The 16076-nt window shown below is 59.4% G+C and carries 12 protein-coding genes; all 12 read right to left on the bottom strand.

What is annotated here, in order from left to right:
- Positions 1 to 11: 11 nt before the first annotated feature.
- Positions 12 to 857: a 3-deoxy-8-phosphooctulonate synthase gene (gene kdsA / locus AC6CIA_RS05625; protein ID WP_003189190.1), complete on the bottom strand. Its 846-nt coding sequence runs from the start codon at positions 855 to 857 to the stop codon at positions 12 to 14.
- A 5-nt stretch (positions 858 to 862) separates the two neighbouring features.
- Positions 863 to 2494 (bottom strand): CTP synthase, encoded by a 1632-nt coding sequence (gene pyrG, locus AC6CIA_RS05620; protein ID WP_339529039.1) that lies wholly within the window; start codon positions 2492 to 2494, stop codon positions 863 to 865.
- A gap of 273 nt (positions 2495 to 2767) precedes the next feature.
- Complete coding sequence (gene tilS, locus AC6CIA_RS05615) at positions 2768 to 4087, bottom strand: tRNA lysidine(34) synthetase TilS (protein WP_498311008.1); 1320 nt, start codon at positions 4085 to 4087, stop codon at positions 2768 to 2770.
- Between the two features lie 191 nt (positions 4088 to 4278).
- The gene (locus AC6CIA_RS05610) at positions 4279 to 5226 is read right to left on the bottom strand and encodes an acetyl-CoA carboxylase carboxyltransferase subunit alpha (RefSeq protein ID WP_339529037.1); all 948 of its coding nucleotides are present in this window, start codon (positions 5224 to 5226) and stop codon (positions 4279 to 4281) included.
- Between the two features lie 139 nt (positions 5227 to 5365).
- The gene (gene dnaE, locus AC6CIA_RS05605; protein WP_498311006.1) at positions 5366 to 8887 is read right to left on the bottom strand and encodes a DNA polymerase III subunit alpha; all 3522 of its coding nucleotides are present in this window, start codon (positions 8885 to 8887) and stop codon (positions 5366 to 5368) included.
- Positions 8888 to 8963: 76 nt separating this feature from the next.
- A complete protein-coding gene (gene rnhB, locus AC6CIA_RS05600; RefSeq protein WP_498311004.1) occupies positions 8964 to 9596 on the bottom strand; it encodes a ribonuclease HII in 633 nt (210 codons plus the stop codon).
- Complete coding sequence (lpxB, locus tag AC6CIA_RS05595; RefSeq protein ID WP_498311003.1) at positions 9593 to 10732, bottom strand: lipid-A-disaccharide synthase; 1140 nt, start codon at positions 10730 to 10732, stop codon at positions 9593 to 9595. The genes rnhB and lpxB overlap by 4 nt, the downstream gene beginning before the upstream one ends.
- A gap of 2 nt (positions 10733 to 10734) precedes the next feature.
- On the bottom strand, positions 10735 to 11511 hold the full coding sequence (lpxA, locus tag AC6CIA_RS05590) for an acyl-ACP--UDP-N-acetylglucosamine O-acyltransferase (RefSeq protein ID WP_084377162.1): 777 nt from the start codon (positions 11509 to 11511) through the stop codon (positions 10735 to 10737).
- Positions 11508 to 11948 (bottom strand): 3-hydroxyacyl-ACP dehydratase FabZ, encoded by a 441-nt coding sequence (gene fabZ, locus AC6CIA_RS05585; protein WP_084377164.1) that lies wholly within the window; start codon positions 11946 to 11948, stop codon positions 11508 to 11510. Before fabZ ends, lpxA begins: the two co-directional genes overlap by 4 nt.
- A gap of 110 nt (positions 11949 to 12058) precedes the next feature.
- Positions 12059 to 13114: a UDP-3-O-(3-hydroxymyristoyl)glucosamine N-acyltransferase gene (lpxD, locus tag AC6CIA_RS05580; RefSeq protein WP_498311001.1), complete on the bottom strand. Its 1056-nt coding sequence runs from the start codon at positions 13112 to 13114 to the stop codon at positions 12059 to 12061.
- Between the two features lie 3 nt (positions 13115 to 13117).
- A complete protein-coding gene (locus tag AC6CIA_RS05575; RefSeq protein WP_057958698.1) occupies positions 13118 to 13621 on the bottom strand; it encodes an OmpH/Skp family outer membrane protein in 504 nt (167 codons plus the stop codon).
- A 45-nt stretch (positions 13622 to 13666) separates the two neighbouring features.
- Entirely contained in the window at positions 13667 to 16054 is a 2388-nt protein-coding gene (bamA, locus tag AC6CIA_RS05570; protein WP_498310999.1) for an outer membrane protein assembly factor BamA, read from the bottom strand.
- Positions 16055 to 16076: the final 22 nt, after the last annotated feature.

Here is a 16076-nt window from a genome sequence, read left to right as displayed (position 1 = left end):
AGAAACGGCAGTTACGCGGTCTCTACCGTCGGAAAACTCTTGACCAGTTCGTCCAACTGCTTGAGCTGGGCCAGGAATGGCTCCAGTTTATCCAGGCGCAGCGCGCATGGACCGTCGCATTTGGCATTGTCCGGGTCCGGATGAGCTTCCAGGAAAAGGCCTGCCAATGACTGGCTCATGCCAGCCTTGGCCAGGTCCGTCACCTGGGCACGTCGCCCACCGGCGGAGTCCGAGCGACCACCGGGCATTTGCAGCGCGTGGGTCACGTCGAAGAATACCGGGTATTCGAACTGCTTCATGATGCCGAAACCGAGCATGTCCACCACCAGGTTGTTGTAGCCGAAGCTCGAACCCCGCTCGCAGAGGATCAACTGGTCGTTACCCGCTTCCACGCACTTGCTCAGGATATGTTTCATTTCCTGGGGTGCGAGGAACTGGGCTTTCTTGATGTTGATCACCGCGCCGGTCTTGGCCATGGCGACCACCAGGTCGGTCTGGCGCGACAGGAAGGCCGGCAACTGGATGATGTCGCACACCTCGGCGACCACGGCAGCCTGCTCAGGCTCGTGGACATCGGTGATGATCGGTACGCCGAAGGCTTGCTTGATGTCCTGGAAGATCCGCATGCCTTCTTCAAGGCCCGGGCCACGGTAGGAAGTCACGGACGAACGGTTGGCCTTGTCGAAGCTGGCCTTGAATACGTAGGGGATACCCAGTTTCTGGGTAACACGCACGTATTCTTCACAGACCTGCATCGCCATGTCGCGGCTTTCCAGCACGTTCATGCCGCCAAACAGCACCATGGGCTTGTCGTTGGCAATCTCGATGTCGCCTACGCGAATGATCTTCTGGGCCATCAGGGTTACGCCTTCTTCTGATGTTGCGTCAGTGCGGCTTTGACAAAACCGCTGAACAACGGGTGACCGTCGCGCGGCGTCGAGGTGAACTCAGGGTGGAACTGGCACGCCACGAACCACGGATGATCCGGGGCCTCGACCACTTCAACCAGCGCGCCATCACCGGAGCGACCGGAGATTTTCAGGCCGGCCTCTTTGATTTGCGGCAGCAGGTTGTTGTTCACCTCGTAGCGGTGACGGTGACGCTCGACGATCACGTCCTTGCCGTAGCAACCGTGAACCAGCGAACCCGGCTCCAGCAGGCAATCCTGCGCGCCAAGGCGCATGGTGCCGCCCAGGTCGGAAGCTTCGGTACGGGTTTCAACGGCGCCAGTGGCGTCTTCCCACTCGGTGATCAAGCCCACGACCGGGTGGCCGCTCTTGCTGTCGAACTCGGTGGAGTTGGCGTCTTTCCAGCCCAGCACGTTACGGGCGAACTCGATAACGGCCACTTGCATGCCCAGGCAGATCCCCAGGTACGGCACCTTGTTTTCCCGAGCGTATTGAACGGCGGTGATCTTGCCTTCCACGCCACGCAGGCCGAAACCGCCGGGGACGAGGATTGCATCGACGCCTTCAAGCAGCGCGGTGCCCTGGTTCTCGATGTCTTCGGAATCGATGTAGCGCAAATTGACCTTGGTACGGTTGCTGATGCCGGCGTGACTCATCGCTTCGATCAGCGACTTGTAGGCGTCCAGCAGTTCCATGTATTTGCCGACCATGGCGATGGTGACTTCATGCTCAGGGTTGAGCTTGGCATCGACCACCGCGTCCCATTCGGACAGATCCGCGCCACCGCACTGCAGGCCGAAACGCTCGACTACAAAATCGTCCAGGCCTTGCGAATGCAGGATGCCCGGGATCTTGTAGATGGTATCGGCGTCTTCCAGGGCAATCACCGCACGTTCTTCAACGTTGGTGAATTGCGCGATCTTGCGCCGCGAAGAGATGTCGATCGGGTGATCGGAGCGGCACACCAGCACATCCGGCTGCAGGCCGATGGAACGCAGTTCCTTGACCGAGTGCTGGGTAGGCTTGGTTTTGGTTTCACCGGCGGTGGCGATGTACGGCACCAGCGTCAGGTGCATCAGCATCGCGCGCTTGGCGCCGACTTCGAAGCGCAACTGACGGATGGCTTCGAGGAACGGCTGCGACTCGATGTCACCCACGGTGCCGCCGATCTCGACCATCGCCACGTCGGCATCGCCTGCGCCCTTGATGATGCGGCGCTTGATTTCGTCGGTGATGTGCGGGATCACCTGGATGGTTGCACCCAGGTAGTCACCACGGCGCTCCTTGCGCAGCACGTGCTCGTAGACACGGCCGGTGGTGAAGTTGTTGTTCTGGGTCATGGTCGTGCGGATGAACCGCTCGTAGTGGCCCAGGTCCAGGTCGGTCTCGGCGCCGTCGTGGGTGACGAACACTTCACCGTGCTGGAACGGGCTCATGGTGCCCGGGTCAACGTTGATGTACGGGTCCAGCTTGAGCATGGTGACCTTAAGTCCCCGCGCCTCCAGGATGGCCGCCAATGAAGCGGAGGCAATGCCTTTCCCCAATGAAGAAACAACACCGCCCGTGACGAATATGTAGCGCGTCATGAAAAACCCTAGAAGTCTGCGTTAAAGCGGTCCGAGCCGCCGGGGAAAGCGAAGGAAGGCCGAAGCCCCCGATCACCTGCATTAATCACAGTGCACCTTTCAAAAAAACCGCCGCGTTGTGACAGACCAGCAATGGAACACCGGTACGTTGATCGCTACACATTTTTTGGAATCGCCCAGCAAAGACTGCTTGGTAATCGGCAACTGCTGCGATTCAGGCGAATCCACAGAAGTTGTATCAAGAAGGGAGCGTAGTCTACCGGAAAGGCGCTATCAGCTCAAACCTTGATCGCAGGTTAGCGGCATCCAATGTAATTCCCAATCGCCCTGGGCACTTGTCGCCAGCCCCGGCAGGTTGGGCACCGCCAGTAATTGCCCGTCGCGGTACAGCAGCGGCAATCTGCCACGCACGAAACCCGGTACGCCGCTCTCACTCAGCAAACGCTTGAGGTCGCGCCGGCCGCGCCCCGGCACCGCCATGACTTCCCCGCCCTGCCGGTAACGGATGCTCAAGGCCCCCTTAGGCGCCAGCCCTTTAAAGTACAGATGCCCGTTACAGGGTAACTGTAGTGGGTTTTGCGGGTGCGACCAGCCCAGTGAAGCGCCGGAAAAGTCCGACCACGTCGCCGGTAACCACCAAATCCGCTCAGCGCAACGCTGCAGTTGACCGTCAGCCAGGGACCACACGGGTTGTGCGTCAGGCTTGGCGTCCCGCAGGCTGATCCAACCGGCCCAATGCTCGCTGTCGGGCAGGCGAGTCAGCGCTGACAACCAATGGCGCAGCGCGTTGCGCTGCCGAGCCTCAGAGAGCCCGCTGAGTGGCGCCAGTGCCAACGATGGCAACGCCAGCCAAGGAAACCCCGATGGCTGACGGGCGATGTGCAGGTCGATACTCGCCAACTCATCAAGCAAGCCCTGAGCTTCGCTCAAATGTTCCGCGGTGCGCGCGAGACAAGTAGTGGCCTGAGGCCATCGCTCGGTCAGTCGCGGGAATACCTGATGGCGCAGGTAATTGCGGGAAAAACGCAGGTCGGCGTTGGAAGGATCTTCGATCCAGGCCAGCCGGTGGTCATGGGCATAGGCTTGCAACTCAGCGGGCGACACATCCAGCAGCGGCCGCACCAGATAGCCTGCCGCCAGCGGGCGAGACCCAGGCATCGCCGCCAGTCCTCGCACTCCCGCGCCCCGCAACAATCGAAACAACAGCGTTTCCGCTTGATCGTCACGGTGCTGGCCAGTCAACAGGATCTCCCCGGCCCCGGTGCCGTCGGCAAATGCCCGATAACGCGCATCGCGGGCGGCACGCTCAAGGCTCGCGCCGGGTTGCACCTGCACACGCACAATTCGCAAGGGCACGCCCAGGCTGTCGCAAACCGATTGGCAATGGCCTGGCCAGGCGTCGGCGGCAGCTTGCAGGCCATGATGGACATGCACGGCGCTGAGCGGCGGGAGGGTTTCGGTACGTGCCAAGGTGGCAAGGAGGTGCAGCAGGACGCTGGAATCAAGACCGCCGGAGAACGCGACATGCCAGGCCGGGGCATTGCGCCACGGGGCCAGGGCTTGCAGGAGTTGAGCGGTCAAGGTGGGGTTCATAGCAAACTACCGCCATCAATCTGGATACGCTAACCCAACAGATACAAAGCAATGTGGGAGCAGCTTTATGTGGGAGCGGGCTTGCTCGCGATAGCGGTGTGTCAGCCCGTTAATCTGGCACTGATAGATCGCTATCGCGAGCAAGCCCGCTCCCACACAAGCCCGCTCCCACATTGAGTACCGCGTCGCGCTTAGAGACCGTAGCTCATCAAGCGCTCGTAACGACGGGCCAACAGGGCTTCATTGTCGAAGTCCTTGAGCATCGCCAGCTGCGCGCTGAGTTCGGCACGGATAGTCGCGGACGCAGCAGCCGGGTCGCGGTGTGCGCCGCCCAACGGTTCGGCGATGACTTTATCCACGATCCCCAGGCCTTTCAGGCGATCGGCGGTGATGCCCATGGCTTCGGCTGCATCCGGCGCCTTTTCGGCGGTCTTCCACAGGATCGAGGCACAACCTTCCGGCGAGATCACCGCATAGGTCGAATATTGCAGCATATTCAGCTGGTCGCAGACGCCAATCGCCAAGGCGCCGCCGGAACCGCCTTCACCAATCACGGTGGCGATGATCGGCGTTTTCAGGCGCGCCATGACCCGCAGGTTCCAGGCAATCGCTTCGCTCTGGTTACGCTCTTCGGCGTCGATGCCCGGATAGGCGCCCGGCGTGTCGATGAAGGTCAGGATCGGCATTTTGAAACGCTCGGCCATTTCCATCAGCCGGCACGCCTTGCGGTAGCCTTCGGGACGCGGCATGCCGAAGTTGCGCCGTACTTTCTCACGCACTTCGCGGCCTTTCTGGTGACCGATGACCATTACCGGCTGGTCGTCCAGGCGCGCGATACCGCCGACAATCGCGGCATCGTCGGAGAAATGACGGTCGCCGTGCAATTCATCGAACTCGGTGAAGATGTGATCGATGTAGTCCAGCGTGTACGGACGACGCGGATGGCGGGCCAGGCGCGCGATCTGCCAGCTGGTCAGCTTGCCGAAGATGTCTTCGGTAAGCGACTTGCTCTTGTCTTGCAGGCGGGAGATTTCATCGCTGATGTTCAGCGAATTGTCATTGCCGACCAGGCGCAGTTCTTCGATCTTGGCTTGCAGGTCAGCGATCGGCTGTTCGAAATCAAGAAAATTCGGGTTCATAAGCGTCCGTCTTGGGTCGACGGCCAGGGAGTGCCTGGCCAGCCGGTTGTCTATTCGCGCCCTACCTTAAGGGAGAGGCGCGTCAAGGTCGAGATTAAATGTCGAGTCGAGGTCAGGGGTAAAAACCCAGCCCTGACCGTCAACGGTATTGGAGGAAGACGTTGTCACGCCCGAACTGGTCACGCAATGCCTGAATCAAGCCATCCGCCGGATCGATACGCCATGTCTCGCCGAACTGCAACATCGCCTTCGCGTCCGCGCCGGTATACTCCATGGTCACCGGGCACGCCCCGCGATGGCGCTTGAGCAGGTCGCCCAACCAGCGTAGCTGATCGCCCTTGAGTGCCTCACTGCGCAACTTCAGGCGCAGGCTTTCCGCCAGGTTGGTGCGCGCATCTTCCATGCTCATCACGCGCTTGATGCGCAAGCGTAGCCCACCGGAAAAATCATCATTGCTGACCTCCCCTTCCACCACCACCATCGCATCGGTCTGCAGCAGTGACTGGGCGGAATGGAAGGCATCGGCAAACAGCGACGCTTCGATCCGGCCAGAGCGGTCGTCGAGGGTGATAAAACCCATCTTGTCGCCCTTTTTGTTTTTCATCACCCGCAGCGCAATGATCATCCCGGCAACGGTCTGGGTGTCGCGCGCCGGTTTCAGGTCGATGATGCGCTGACGGGCGAAGCGGCGGATTTCGCCCTCGTATTCGTCAATCGGGTGACCCGTGAGGTACAGGCCCAAGGTGTCCTTCTCGCCCTTGAGGCGTTCCTTGAGGGTCAGCTCCTTGGCCTTGCGGTGATTGGCGTAGACGTCCGCGTCGGCTTCGACGAACAACCCGCCAAACAGGTCGGCGTGGCCGCTGTCGTGGGTGCGGGCAGTTTGCTCGGCGGCCTTGATCGCCTCTTCCATCGCCGTGAGCAACACCGCACGGTTACGGTCGATATTGGCTTGGTAGGCTTTCGGCTCGTCATGGAAGTACGGGCCAAGACGGTCGAGTGCGCCGCTGCGGATCAGGCCGTCGAGGGTGCGTTTGTTGATGCGCTTGAGGTCAACCCGCGCGCAGAAGTCGAACAGGTCCTTGAACGGGCCGTCCTGACGCGCCTCGGTAATCGCTTCCACCGGGCCTTCGCCCACGCCTTTGATGGCGCCCAGGCCATAAATGATGCGGCCTTCATCGTTGACCGTGAACTTGAATTCGGAGGCGTTCACGTCCGGCGCGTCGAGGCGCAACTTCATGGTCCGCACTTCTTCGATCAAGGTCACGACCTTGTCGGTGTTGTGCATATCGGCCGAGAGCACCGCCGCCATGAACGGCGCCGGGTAGTGGGCCTTGAGCCAGGCGGTCTGGTACGACACCAGGCCGTACGCGGCGGAGTGAGACTTGTTGAAGCCGTAACCGGCGAATTTTTCCACCAGGTCGAAAATGTTACCGGCGAGGTCGGCGTCGATATTGTTGGTGGCGCAACCTTCAATGAAACCGCCGCGTTGCTTGGCCATTTCCTCGGGCTTTTTCTTACCCATGGCGCGACGCAGCATGTCCGCACCGCCGAGGGTGTAGCCGGCCATCACCTGGGCGATCTGCATCACCTGTTCCTGATACAGGATGATGCCGTAGGTCGGCGCCAGGACGGGCTTGAGGCCTTCGTACTGGTAGTCGGAGTGCGGGTAGGCGAGTTCGGCACGCCCGTGTTTGCGGTTGATGAAGTCGTCAACCATGCCCGATTGCAGCGGGCCCGGACGGAACAGCGCCACCAGTGCGATCAAGTCTTCCAGGCAGTCGGGCTTGAGCTTTTTGATCAGCTCTTTCATGCCGCGGGATTCGAGCTGGAACACCGCGGTGGTTTCAGCTTTTTGCAGCAGGCTGTAGGTCGGCTTGTCGTCCAGCGGGATAAACGCGATATCCAGCGGTTCTTCGCCGACCTTGGCACGGTCGCGGTTGATGGTCTTGAGGGCCCAGTCGATGATGGTCAAGGTACGCAGGCCGAGGAAGTCGAACTTCACCAGGCCGGCCGCCTCCACATCATCCTTGTCGAACTGAGTCACCAGGCCGTCGCCTTCCTCATCGCAATAGATCGGCGAAAAGTCGGTCAACTTGGTCGGCGCGATCACCACGCCACCGGCGTGTTTGCCGACGTTACGCACCACGCCTTCAAGCTTGCGGGCCATGTCCCAGATTTCGGCGGCCTCTTCATCGACCTTGATGAAATCGCGCAGGATTTCTTCCTGCTCGTAGGCTTTTTCCAGGGTCATGCCGACTTCGAAGGGGATCATCTTCGACAGACGGTCGGCCAGCCCGTAAGACTTGCCCTGCACCCGCGCCACGTCACGGATGACCGCCTTGGCCGCCATGGAACCGAAGGTGATGATCTGGCTCACGGCATTGCGACCGTATTTCTCGGCCACGTATTCGATCACGCGGTCGCGACCGTCCATGCAGAAGTCGACGTCGAAGTCGGGCATCGAGACCCGTTCCGGGTTCAGGAACCGCTCGAACAGCAGGTCATATTCCAGCGGATCGAGGTCGGTAATCTTCTGCACATAGGCCACCAGCGAGCCCGCACCTGACCCCCGGCCCGGCCCTACCGGTACGCCGTTGTTCTTGGCCCACTGGATGAAGTCCATCACGATCAGGAAGTAGCCGGGGAACCCCATCTGGATGATGATATCCAGCTCGAAATTCAACCGATCGACATACACCTGGCGCTTGGCCTCGTAGTCGTCAGTGGTGTCTTTGGGCAGTAGAACCGCCAGGCGCTCTTCCAGGCCATCAAAGGACACCTTGCGGAAATATTCATCGATGGTCATGCCATCGGGAATCGGGAAGTTGGGCAAAAAGTGTTTGCCCAGCTTCACTTCAATATTGCAGCGCTTGGCGATTTCGACGGAATTTTCCAGCGCCTCGGGCAGGTCGCTGAACAGCTCGGCCATTTCCTCGGCGCTTTTCAGGTACTGCTCTTCGCTGTAGTTTTTCGAGCGGCGCGGATCGTCCAGCGCGCGTCCTTCACCGATGCACACACGGGTTTCGTGGGCTTCGAAGTCTTCCTTCTTGATGAAACGCACGTCGTTGGTCGCTACCAGCGGCGCGCCGAGCTTTTGCGCCAGGGCCACAGCCGCGTGCAAATGCTCTTCATCGTTGGGGCGATTGGTGCGCTGGACTTCCAGATAGAAGCGGTCGGGGAAAACGTCCATCCACTCACGGGCCAGTACTTCGGCCTCCTGAGGATTGCCGCCCAGCAACGCGATGCCGATCTCGCCCTCTTTTGCCGCCGACAGCATGATCAAGCCTTCGCTGGCTTCGGCCACCCACTCACGCTCGATAATGATCGAACCGTTGCGCTGGCCCTCGATAAAGCCCCGGGAGATCAGTTCAGTCAGGTTGCGATAACCAACGCCGTTCATCGCCAACAGGCTGATGCGGCTCAATGGGTTATCCGGGTCTTTGTTGGACAGCCACAGATCGGCGCCGCAGATCGGCTTGATCCCGGCGCCCATCGCGTTTTTGTAGAACTTGACCAGCGAACACATGTTGTTCTGATCAGTCACCGCCACGGCGGGCATGTTCATGCCCACCAGGGTTTTGACCAGCGGTTTGATCCGTACCAGGCCGTCGACCAGGGAGTATTCAGTGTGCAGGCGCAGGTGAACGAATGAAGCCGGCATAAAGATCCTGTCTTGATACATGGAAACAACAAGGCCCGGATTGTACCGGGCCTTGGCAAAAACATCAGCCTCGCGACTAAACCTCGCTCAGGCTCTCGCGCAGCTCGTAGGCCTGGCGCACCGGGGCAAAGGAGCGGCGATGAATCGGTGTGGGGCCAAGACGCGCCAAGGCTTCCAGATGAACGGGCGTCGGGTAGCCTTTGTGCCCGCCGATGCCGTAGCCCGGATAGATCAATTCGAAGGCGGCCATTTCCCGGTCGCGACTGACCTTGGCCAGAATCGACGCAGCGGCAATCGCCGGGACCTTGCTGTCGCCCTTGACCACCGCTTCAGCCGGCATCGACAACTTCGGGCAGCGATTACCGTCGATCATTGCCAACTTGGGCGTGATGTGCAGGCCTTCCACGGCACGCTGCATGGCCAGCATGGTGGCATGAAGAATATTCAACGTATCGATTTCTTCGACTTCGGCTCGCGCAATATGCCAGCTCAGCGCCTTCTCGCAGATTTCATCGAAGAGTTTTTCACGACGCGCTTCAGTGAGTTTTTTCGAGTCGTTCAACCCAAGAATCGGGCGGTTCGGGTCAAGAATGACCGCAGCGGTGACCACCGCACCACACAGCGGACCGCGCCCGACTTCGTCGACGCCCGCGACCAATGCGTGAGTCTCGGCGACCAGGCTGAAATCCAGGCCGATTTGCGTTTTCATAAGGCTCCCTGCTTCTGGCCAATCAAGGTCAAGACCGCGTCGGCCGCCTGGTTTGACGCATCGCGGCGCAATACGCGATGGATTTGGTCAAACCCTCCGGTCTGCTCCCTGCCGTCGTCGATCAAAGGCAGAAGGGTCTGCGCCAAGGCCTCGGGCGTTGCATCGTCCTGCAACAACTCGGGCACCAGGAGACGCTGGGCCAGCAAGTTGGGCAAGGAAATATAAGGGCTTTTGACCATGCGCTTGAGAATCCAGTAGGTCAGCGGCGCCAAGCGATAGGCCACCACCATCGGGCGCTTGTACAGCAGTGCCTCGAGCGTCGCAGTCCCGGAGGCGATCAACACCGCATCGCAGGCCGCCAGGGCCAGATGCGATCCGCCGTCGAGCAGTGTCAGCGGCAAGTTGCGCCCCACCAGCAAGGTTTCTATCTGTGCACGACGCTGCGGGCTGGCGCAGGGCAATACAAAGCGGATGCCCGGCTTCAAGGCCAGCAAACGCTCGGCCGCGTCGAAAAACAACGCGCCCAGACGCCCGACCTCGCCACCCCGGCTGCCGGGCATCAACGCGACCAACGGCCCGTCGGCCAAGCCCAATTCGGCACGCGCCGCGGCCCGATCAGCCTGCAGCGGAATGGCGTCAGCCAGGGTATGACCGACAAATCGCACCGGCACGCCCTTCTCTTCATAGAATTTCGCTTCGAACGGCAACAACGTCAGCATCAAGTCGCAGCCTTCGCGGATCTTCAGCACGCGCTTCTGCCGCCACGCCCAGACGGAAGGGCTGACGTAATGCACGGTCTTGATTCCGGCCTGACGCAACTTGAGCTCAATAGTAAGCGTGAAGTCCGGCGCATCGATACCGATAAAGACGTCGGGCTTTTCTTCAATCAGGGTCTGGATCAATAGCTTGCGACGCGCCAGCAACTCGCGAAGACGTCCCAGGACCTCCACCAGCCCCATGACCGACAATCGCTCCATGGGAAAGTAGGAAACCAGGCCCTCGGCCTGCATCAGCGGACCGCCGACGCCAATAAACTCAACAGCGGGATGTTGAGCCTTGAGGGCTCGCATCAGACCGGCGCCCAGAATGTCGCCGGAAGCTTCTCCGGCCACCAGCGCTATACGCAACTTGGCCATGATCAGCGGGTGATGCCGCGAGTCGATGCCTGGATCGAATCACGGAACACCGCCACTTCCGGGAACAGCGCCGCCGGATCCGCCAACTCGTTCAGCGCCTGGTCAACCGTCAGCCCCTGACGATAGACCACCTTGTAGGCACGGCGCAGCGCGTGGATCGCGTCTTCGCTGAAACCACGCCGGCGCATCCCTTCGAAGTTCATGCTACGGGCTTCGGCGGGGTTGCCGAACACCGTGACAAACGCAGGAACATCCTTGCCGATGGCGGTGCCCATGCCGGAAAAGCTGTGGGCGCCAATATGGCAGTACTGATGAACCAGGGTAAAACCGGAGAGGATCGCCCAGTCATCAACGTGTACATGGCCCGCCAATGCGGTGTTGTTGACCAGAATGCAGTGGTTGCCGATGACACTGTCGTGACCGATATGCGCATAGGCCATTACCAGGTTGTGATCACCCAGGGTGGTTTCTGCTCGGTCCTGCACGGTACCGCGATGAATGGTCACGCCTTCACGGATGATGTTGTGATCACCGATTACCAGGCGTGTTTCTTCACCCTTGTACTTCATGTCAGGGGTGTCTTCGCCTACCGAGGAAAACTGGTAGATGCGATTGTGCTTGCCGATTCGGGTCGGACCTTTGAGGATCACATGTGGCCCGATGACAGTTCCCTCGCCGATTTCCACACCTGCGCCGACGATCGACCATGGGCCGACCTCGACGTCGGCGGCCAGGATGGCCGTCGGATCGATGATTGCGCGAGGGTCAATCAAACTCATAGTTTGCGTTCCGCACAAATGATTTCAGCGGAGCACACAGGCTTGCCATCGACCGAGGCCTGGCATTCGAACTTCCAGATCTGGCGCTTGCAGCTGATGAACTTGGCTTCAAGGATCAACTGGTCGCCAGGTGTCACCGGGTTACGGAAGCGCAGCTTGTCGGAGCCAACGAAATAGTAAAGCGTGCCGTCGGCAGGCTTCAGGTCAAGCATTTTGAAACCAAGGATACCGGCAGCCTGGGCCATCGCTTCAATGATCAGCACACCCGGCATGATTGGATGCGCGGGAAAGTGACCATTGAAGAATGGTTCGTTGATGCTGACATTCTTGTAGGCACGAATGCGCTTTTCCTCGACATTGAGCTCCACTACACGGTCCACCAGCAGGAACGGGTAACGGTGAGGCAGGTATTCGCGAATCTCGTTGATGTCCATCATTTCGGGGGGAAGCCTGTAATAAAGATTGGAAGCGCGCGGACTAACGAGCGCCCCTCTAGCAAATCAAGAAGGCAGTCTAGCTGCTGCGTACACTTGATATGGAAATGGTATCAGCCATCTGATGAAACATTACTGCCAGGGGTCACGTCCCCAACACGCTTTTCCAGATGTTTCAGGCGCCGAGCCATGTCGTCGAGTTGCCTCAGACGCGCCGCGCTCTTGCGCCATTCGGCCGCAGGCTGCATCGCCGTGCCGGATGAATAGGCCCCGGATTCGGTAATCGAATGGGTGACCATGGTCATGCCGGTAATGAATACGTTGTCGCAAATCTCGATATGACCGACCAACCCGACACCGCCTGCAAGCATGCAATGCTTGCCGATCTTGGTGCTGCCGGAGATGCCGACACACGCCGCCATGGCCGTGTGATCGCCAATCTGCACGTTGTGGGCGATCTGAATCTGGTTGTCCAGCTTCACACCATTGCCAATCACCGTGTCGGCCAAGGCGCCGCGATCCACAGCGGTATTGACGCCAATTTCCACGTCATCGCCGATCGACACACCACCGACCTGGGCAATCTTCTGCCAGATGCCTTTTTCATTGGCGAAGCCGAAGCCTTCGCCGCCGATTACCGCACCTGACTGAATCACTACACGCTGCCCGATCCGCACATCGTGGTACAGGGTTACGCGTGGGGCGAGCCAGCCACCCGCGCCAATCTCACTGCGGGCACCGATAAAGCAATGGGCACCGATGGTCACGCCGGCGCCAATGCGCGCGCCACTTTCGATCACCACAAAAGCACCGATGCTTGCCGCAGGGTCTACCTGGGCGTCATCGGCAATCACCGCTGAGGGGTGAATACCTGCAGCGGCCTTCGGCTTCGGATCGAACAGATGGGACACTCGCGCATACGCCGCATAAGGATCGGCAACAATCAGCACATCCCCGACAAACATCTCGGCGTCAGCGGCCTTCAGCAATAAGGCTGCGGCCTGGCTTTCGCCCAGATATTTACGATATTGGGGATTTGCGAGGAAGCTCAACTGAGCTGGGCCAGCCTCCTGCAAGGTGGCTAGCCCAGTAATTTCTTTCTCCGGGGAGCCGCGCAAGGTGGCTCCCAGGAACTCGGCCAACTGGCCGAGCTTGATAGTCGCGGTCATGGTTTACTTCAGCTGATTCATGCGCTCGATCACCTGGCGGGTGATGTCGTACTGAGGTTTCACGTCAATCACGGCGCCGCGCTCGAAGACCAGGTCAAAAGCACCTTTCTTGATGACGGCTTCCACAGCGCTGTCGAGTTTCGGCTTCAACTGCTTGAGCATTTCGCGGTCGGCTACGGCCTTGGCTTCGTTCAGCTCCTTGGACTGGAACTGATAGTCACGGGCCTTTTGCTTGAATTCAAGCTCCAGACGCTCGCGCTCGCCTTGCTGCATTTTGTCGCCGCCGGCTACCAGACGATCCTGGATACCCTTGGCACTGCTTTCCAGGGTCTTGAGCTTGGTCAGTTGCGGACCAAACTTCTTCTCGGCATCCACCGCGTATTTCTTGGCCGCGTCGGATTCCAGCAGGGCCATTTGATAGTTCAGAACGGCAATCTTCATTTCGGCAAACGCCGGGGTCGCTACCAGCACAGTTGCCAGGAGAACCAATTGAGTCAACTTACGCACGATGCACTCCTACAGAATCCGTTGTCGTTATCTTGGGTCAGACGCTTAGAACGTCTGGCCGAGGGAGAATTGGAAAATCTGGGTTTCAGCATTATCCGGTTTCTTGATCGGCATCGCCAAGGCGAAGCTCAATGGACCCAGGGCAGTGATCCAGGTCACGCCAACACCCACGGAACTGGCCAGGTTGCTCAGACTTACGTCGTTGCACTGGGTATTGGACTTCAAGCCGGTAGGGTTACGGATCTGCTCGCATTTGGAGTCGAACACGTTACCCACGTCCCAGAAGACCGACGTACGCAGCGAGCGTTGATCCTTGACGAATGGCAGCGGGAACAGGATTTCCGCGCCACCCTGGATCAGCACGTTACCACCAAATGGCAGCGGATCATCGTCGGTATCGGCAATCGTGCCTTGGTTACCGGTCTTGGCGAAGCCACGGCTCGGCGTACCACGCGGACCCAAAGTGCTGTCCTTGAAGCCACGTACCGAGTTGAAGCCACCGGCGTAGTAGTTCTCGTAGAACGGCAGGCCATCGGTCGAACCATAACCATCACCATAGCCCAGTTCGGTGTGCAGGCGCATGGTGTAGTTATCGCTCAACGGCGTGAACAACTGGCCACGGTAGTCGAGTTTGAAGAACGACAGGTCGCTGCCTGGCGTGGTGGCTTCCAGGGTCAAGCTCTGGGAGTGCCCACGGGTCGCCAGCACACCTTTGTTCAGCGTCGATTCGGACCAGCCGGCCGACGCCTTGAAGTTCAGGAACTTGTCACCTTCACGACGGGTGAAGTCGAAAATTTCATCCACGGTGTAGACACCGGTCTTGATCTCGTCCTGCTGCGCGGTCAGGCCGAAGGTCAGGCGCGAGGTCTCACTAATCGGGTAACCGACGTTGACACCCGCACCCAGGCTATCGATCGCATAGCTGGCCACGTCGACATCGAGGTCGTCGTAGTCAGTGGTGCGATAGAAAGCGTTGTAGCCCAGGCTCACGCCATCGGCAGTCCAGTAGGGGTCGACGTAACCAAAGTTATAGCGGCTCTGGTATTCGCTGCGGGTCAGGCCGATGGAAACCTTGTTACCGGTACCCAGGAAGTTGTTCTGGGTGATCGAGCCACCGAGGATCAGGCCGGCGCTCTGCGCAAAACCGACGCTGGCGGTGATGGAGCCGGACGCCTGTTCCTCAACGGAGTAGTTCACGTCAACCTGGTCATCGACACCCGGCACGGCCGGTGTCTCGACGTTGACTTCCTTGAAGAAGCCCAGGCGCTCAAGACGGGTCTTGGATTGGTCGATCAGGTAGGTCGAAGCCCAGCCGCCTTCCATCTGACGCATTTCACGACGCAGCACCTCGTCCTCGGACTTGGTGTTGCCACGGAAGTTGATACGGTTTACGTAGGCACGCTTGCCTGGATCGACGACAAAGGTGATGTCCACGGTGTGATCATCATCGTGCGGTGTCGGCACGCCATTGACGTTGGCGAAGGTGTAACCCTCGTTGCCCAGGCGGCGAGTGATCAGTTCGGACGTGGTGGTCATCAGCTTGCGCGAGAACACTTGGTCTTTCTGTACCAGCAGCAGGGACTTGACCTGGTCTTCAGGCACTTTCAAGTCGCCGCTCAGCTTCACGTCGCGAACACGGTACTTCTCGCCTTCGTTGACGTTGACGGTGATATAGACGTGTTTCTTGTCCGGAGTGATCGACACCTGGGTCGAAGCGATATCCATGTTGATATAGCCACGATCCAGGTAATAGGAACGCAGGCGCTCCAGGTCACCGGAGAGTTTTTCCCGGGCATACTTGTCATCGTTCTTGAAGAACGACAGCCAGTTGGTGGTCTTGAGTTCGAACAGGTCGATCAGGTCTTCATCAGCGAACTTGGTGTTGCCCACCACGTTGATATGCTGGATGGCCGCCACGGTGCCTTCATTGATGTTGACCTTCAGCGCCACGCGGTTGCGCGGCTGCGGTACCACTTCAGTCTCGACCGAAGCGGAATAACGACCTTGGGCAACGTATTGACGTTGCAGCTCGTTACGCACACCTTCAAGGGTGGCACGCTGGAAGATCTCGCCTTCGGCCAGACCGGATTGCTTCAGACCTTTCATCAAGTCTTCAGTGGAGATCGCCTTGTTGCCTTCGATCTCGATACTGGCGACGGACGGTCGTTCGACGACCGTGATGACCAGGACGTTACCTTCACGCCCCAGCTGGATGTCTTGAAAGAAACCGGTTTTGAACAGCGCACGAGTGGATTCCACCAGGCGACGGTCGTCAGCCTGTTCCCCAACGTTCAACGGCAAGGCACCAAAGACGCTACCTGCGGAAACCCGCTGGAGGCCGTTGACGCGAATATCGGAGATGGTGAAGGACTCGGCGTGAACTTCGGCGATCATCAATACGGTGAGAACCGCAGTTAGCAGCAGACGTTTCATGAAGTCCTTTCTTATTCCAACT

The sequence above is a fragment of the Pseudomonas sp. GQ91 genome, from assembly GCF_059758795.1.
This window is presented reverse-complemented; position numbering and strand designations above follow the sequence as displayed.

Coding starts and splice junctions, on each gene's coding strand:
- kdsA (WP_003189190.1), bottom strand. CDS start 857: ATGGCCCAGAAGATCATTCGCGTAGGCGACATCGAGATTGCCAACGAC.
- AC6CIA_RS05610 (WP_339529037.1), bottom strand. CDS start 5,226: ATGAACCCGAATTTTCTTGATTTCGAACAGCCGATCGCTGACCTGCAA.
- tilS (WP_498311008.1), bottom strand. CDS start 4,087: ATGAACCCCACCTTGACCGCTCAACTCCTGCAAGCCCTGGCCCCGTGG.
- lpxD (WP_498311001.1), bottom strand. CDS start 13,114: ATGACCGCGACTATCAAGCTCGGCCAGTTGGCCGAGTTCCTGGGAGCC.
- rnhB (WP_498311004.1), bottom strand. CDS start 9,596: ATGAAAACGCAAATCGGCCTGGATTTCAGCCTGGTCGCCGAGACTCAC.
- pyrG (WP_339529039.1), bottom strand. CDS start 2,494: ATGACGCGCTACATATTCGTCACGGGCGGTGTTGTTTCTTCATTGGGG.
- fabZ (WP_084377164.1), bottom strand. CDS start 11,948: ATGATGGACATCAACGAGATTCGCGAATACCTGCCTCACCGTTACCCG.
- lpxB (WP_498311003.1), bottom strand. CDS start 10,732: ATGGCCAAGTTGCGTATAGCGCTGGTGGCCGGAGAAGCTTCCGGCGAC.
- dnaE (WP_498311006.1), bottom strand. CDS start 8,887: ATGCCGGCTTCATTCGTTCACCTGCGCCTGCACACTGAATACTCCCTG.
- bamA (WP_498310999.1), bottom strand. CDS start 16,054: ATGAAACGTCTGCTGCTAACTGCGGTTCTCACCGTATTGATGATCGCC.
- lpxA (WP_084377162.1), bottom strand. CDS start 11,511: ATGAGTTTGATTGACCCTCGCGCAATCATCGATCCGACGGCCATCCTG.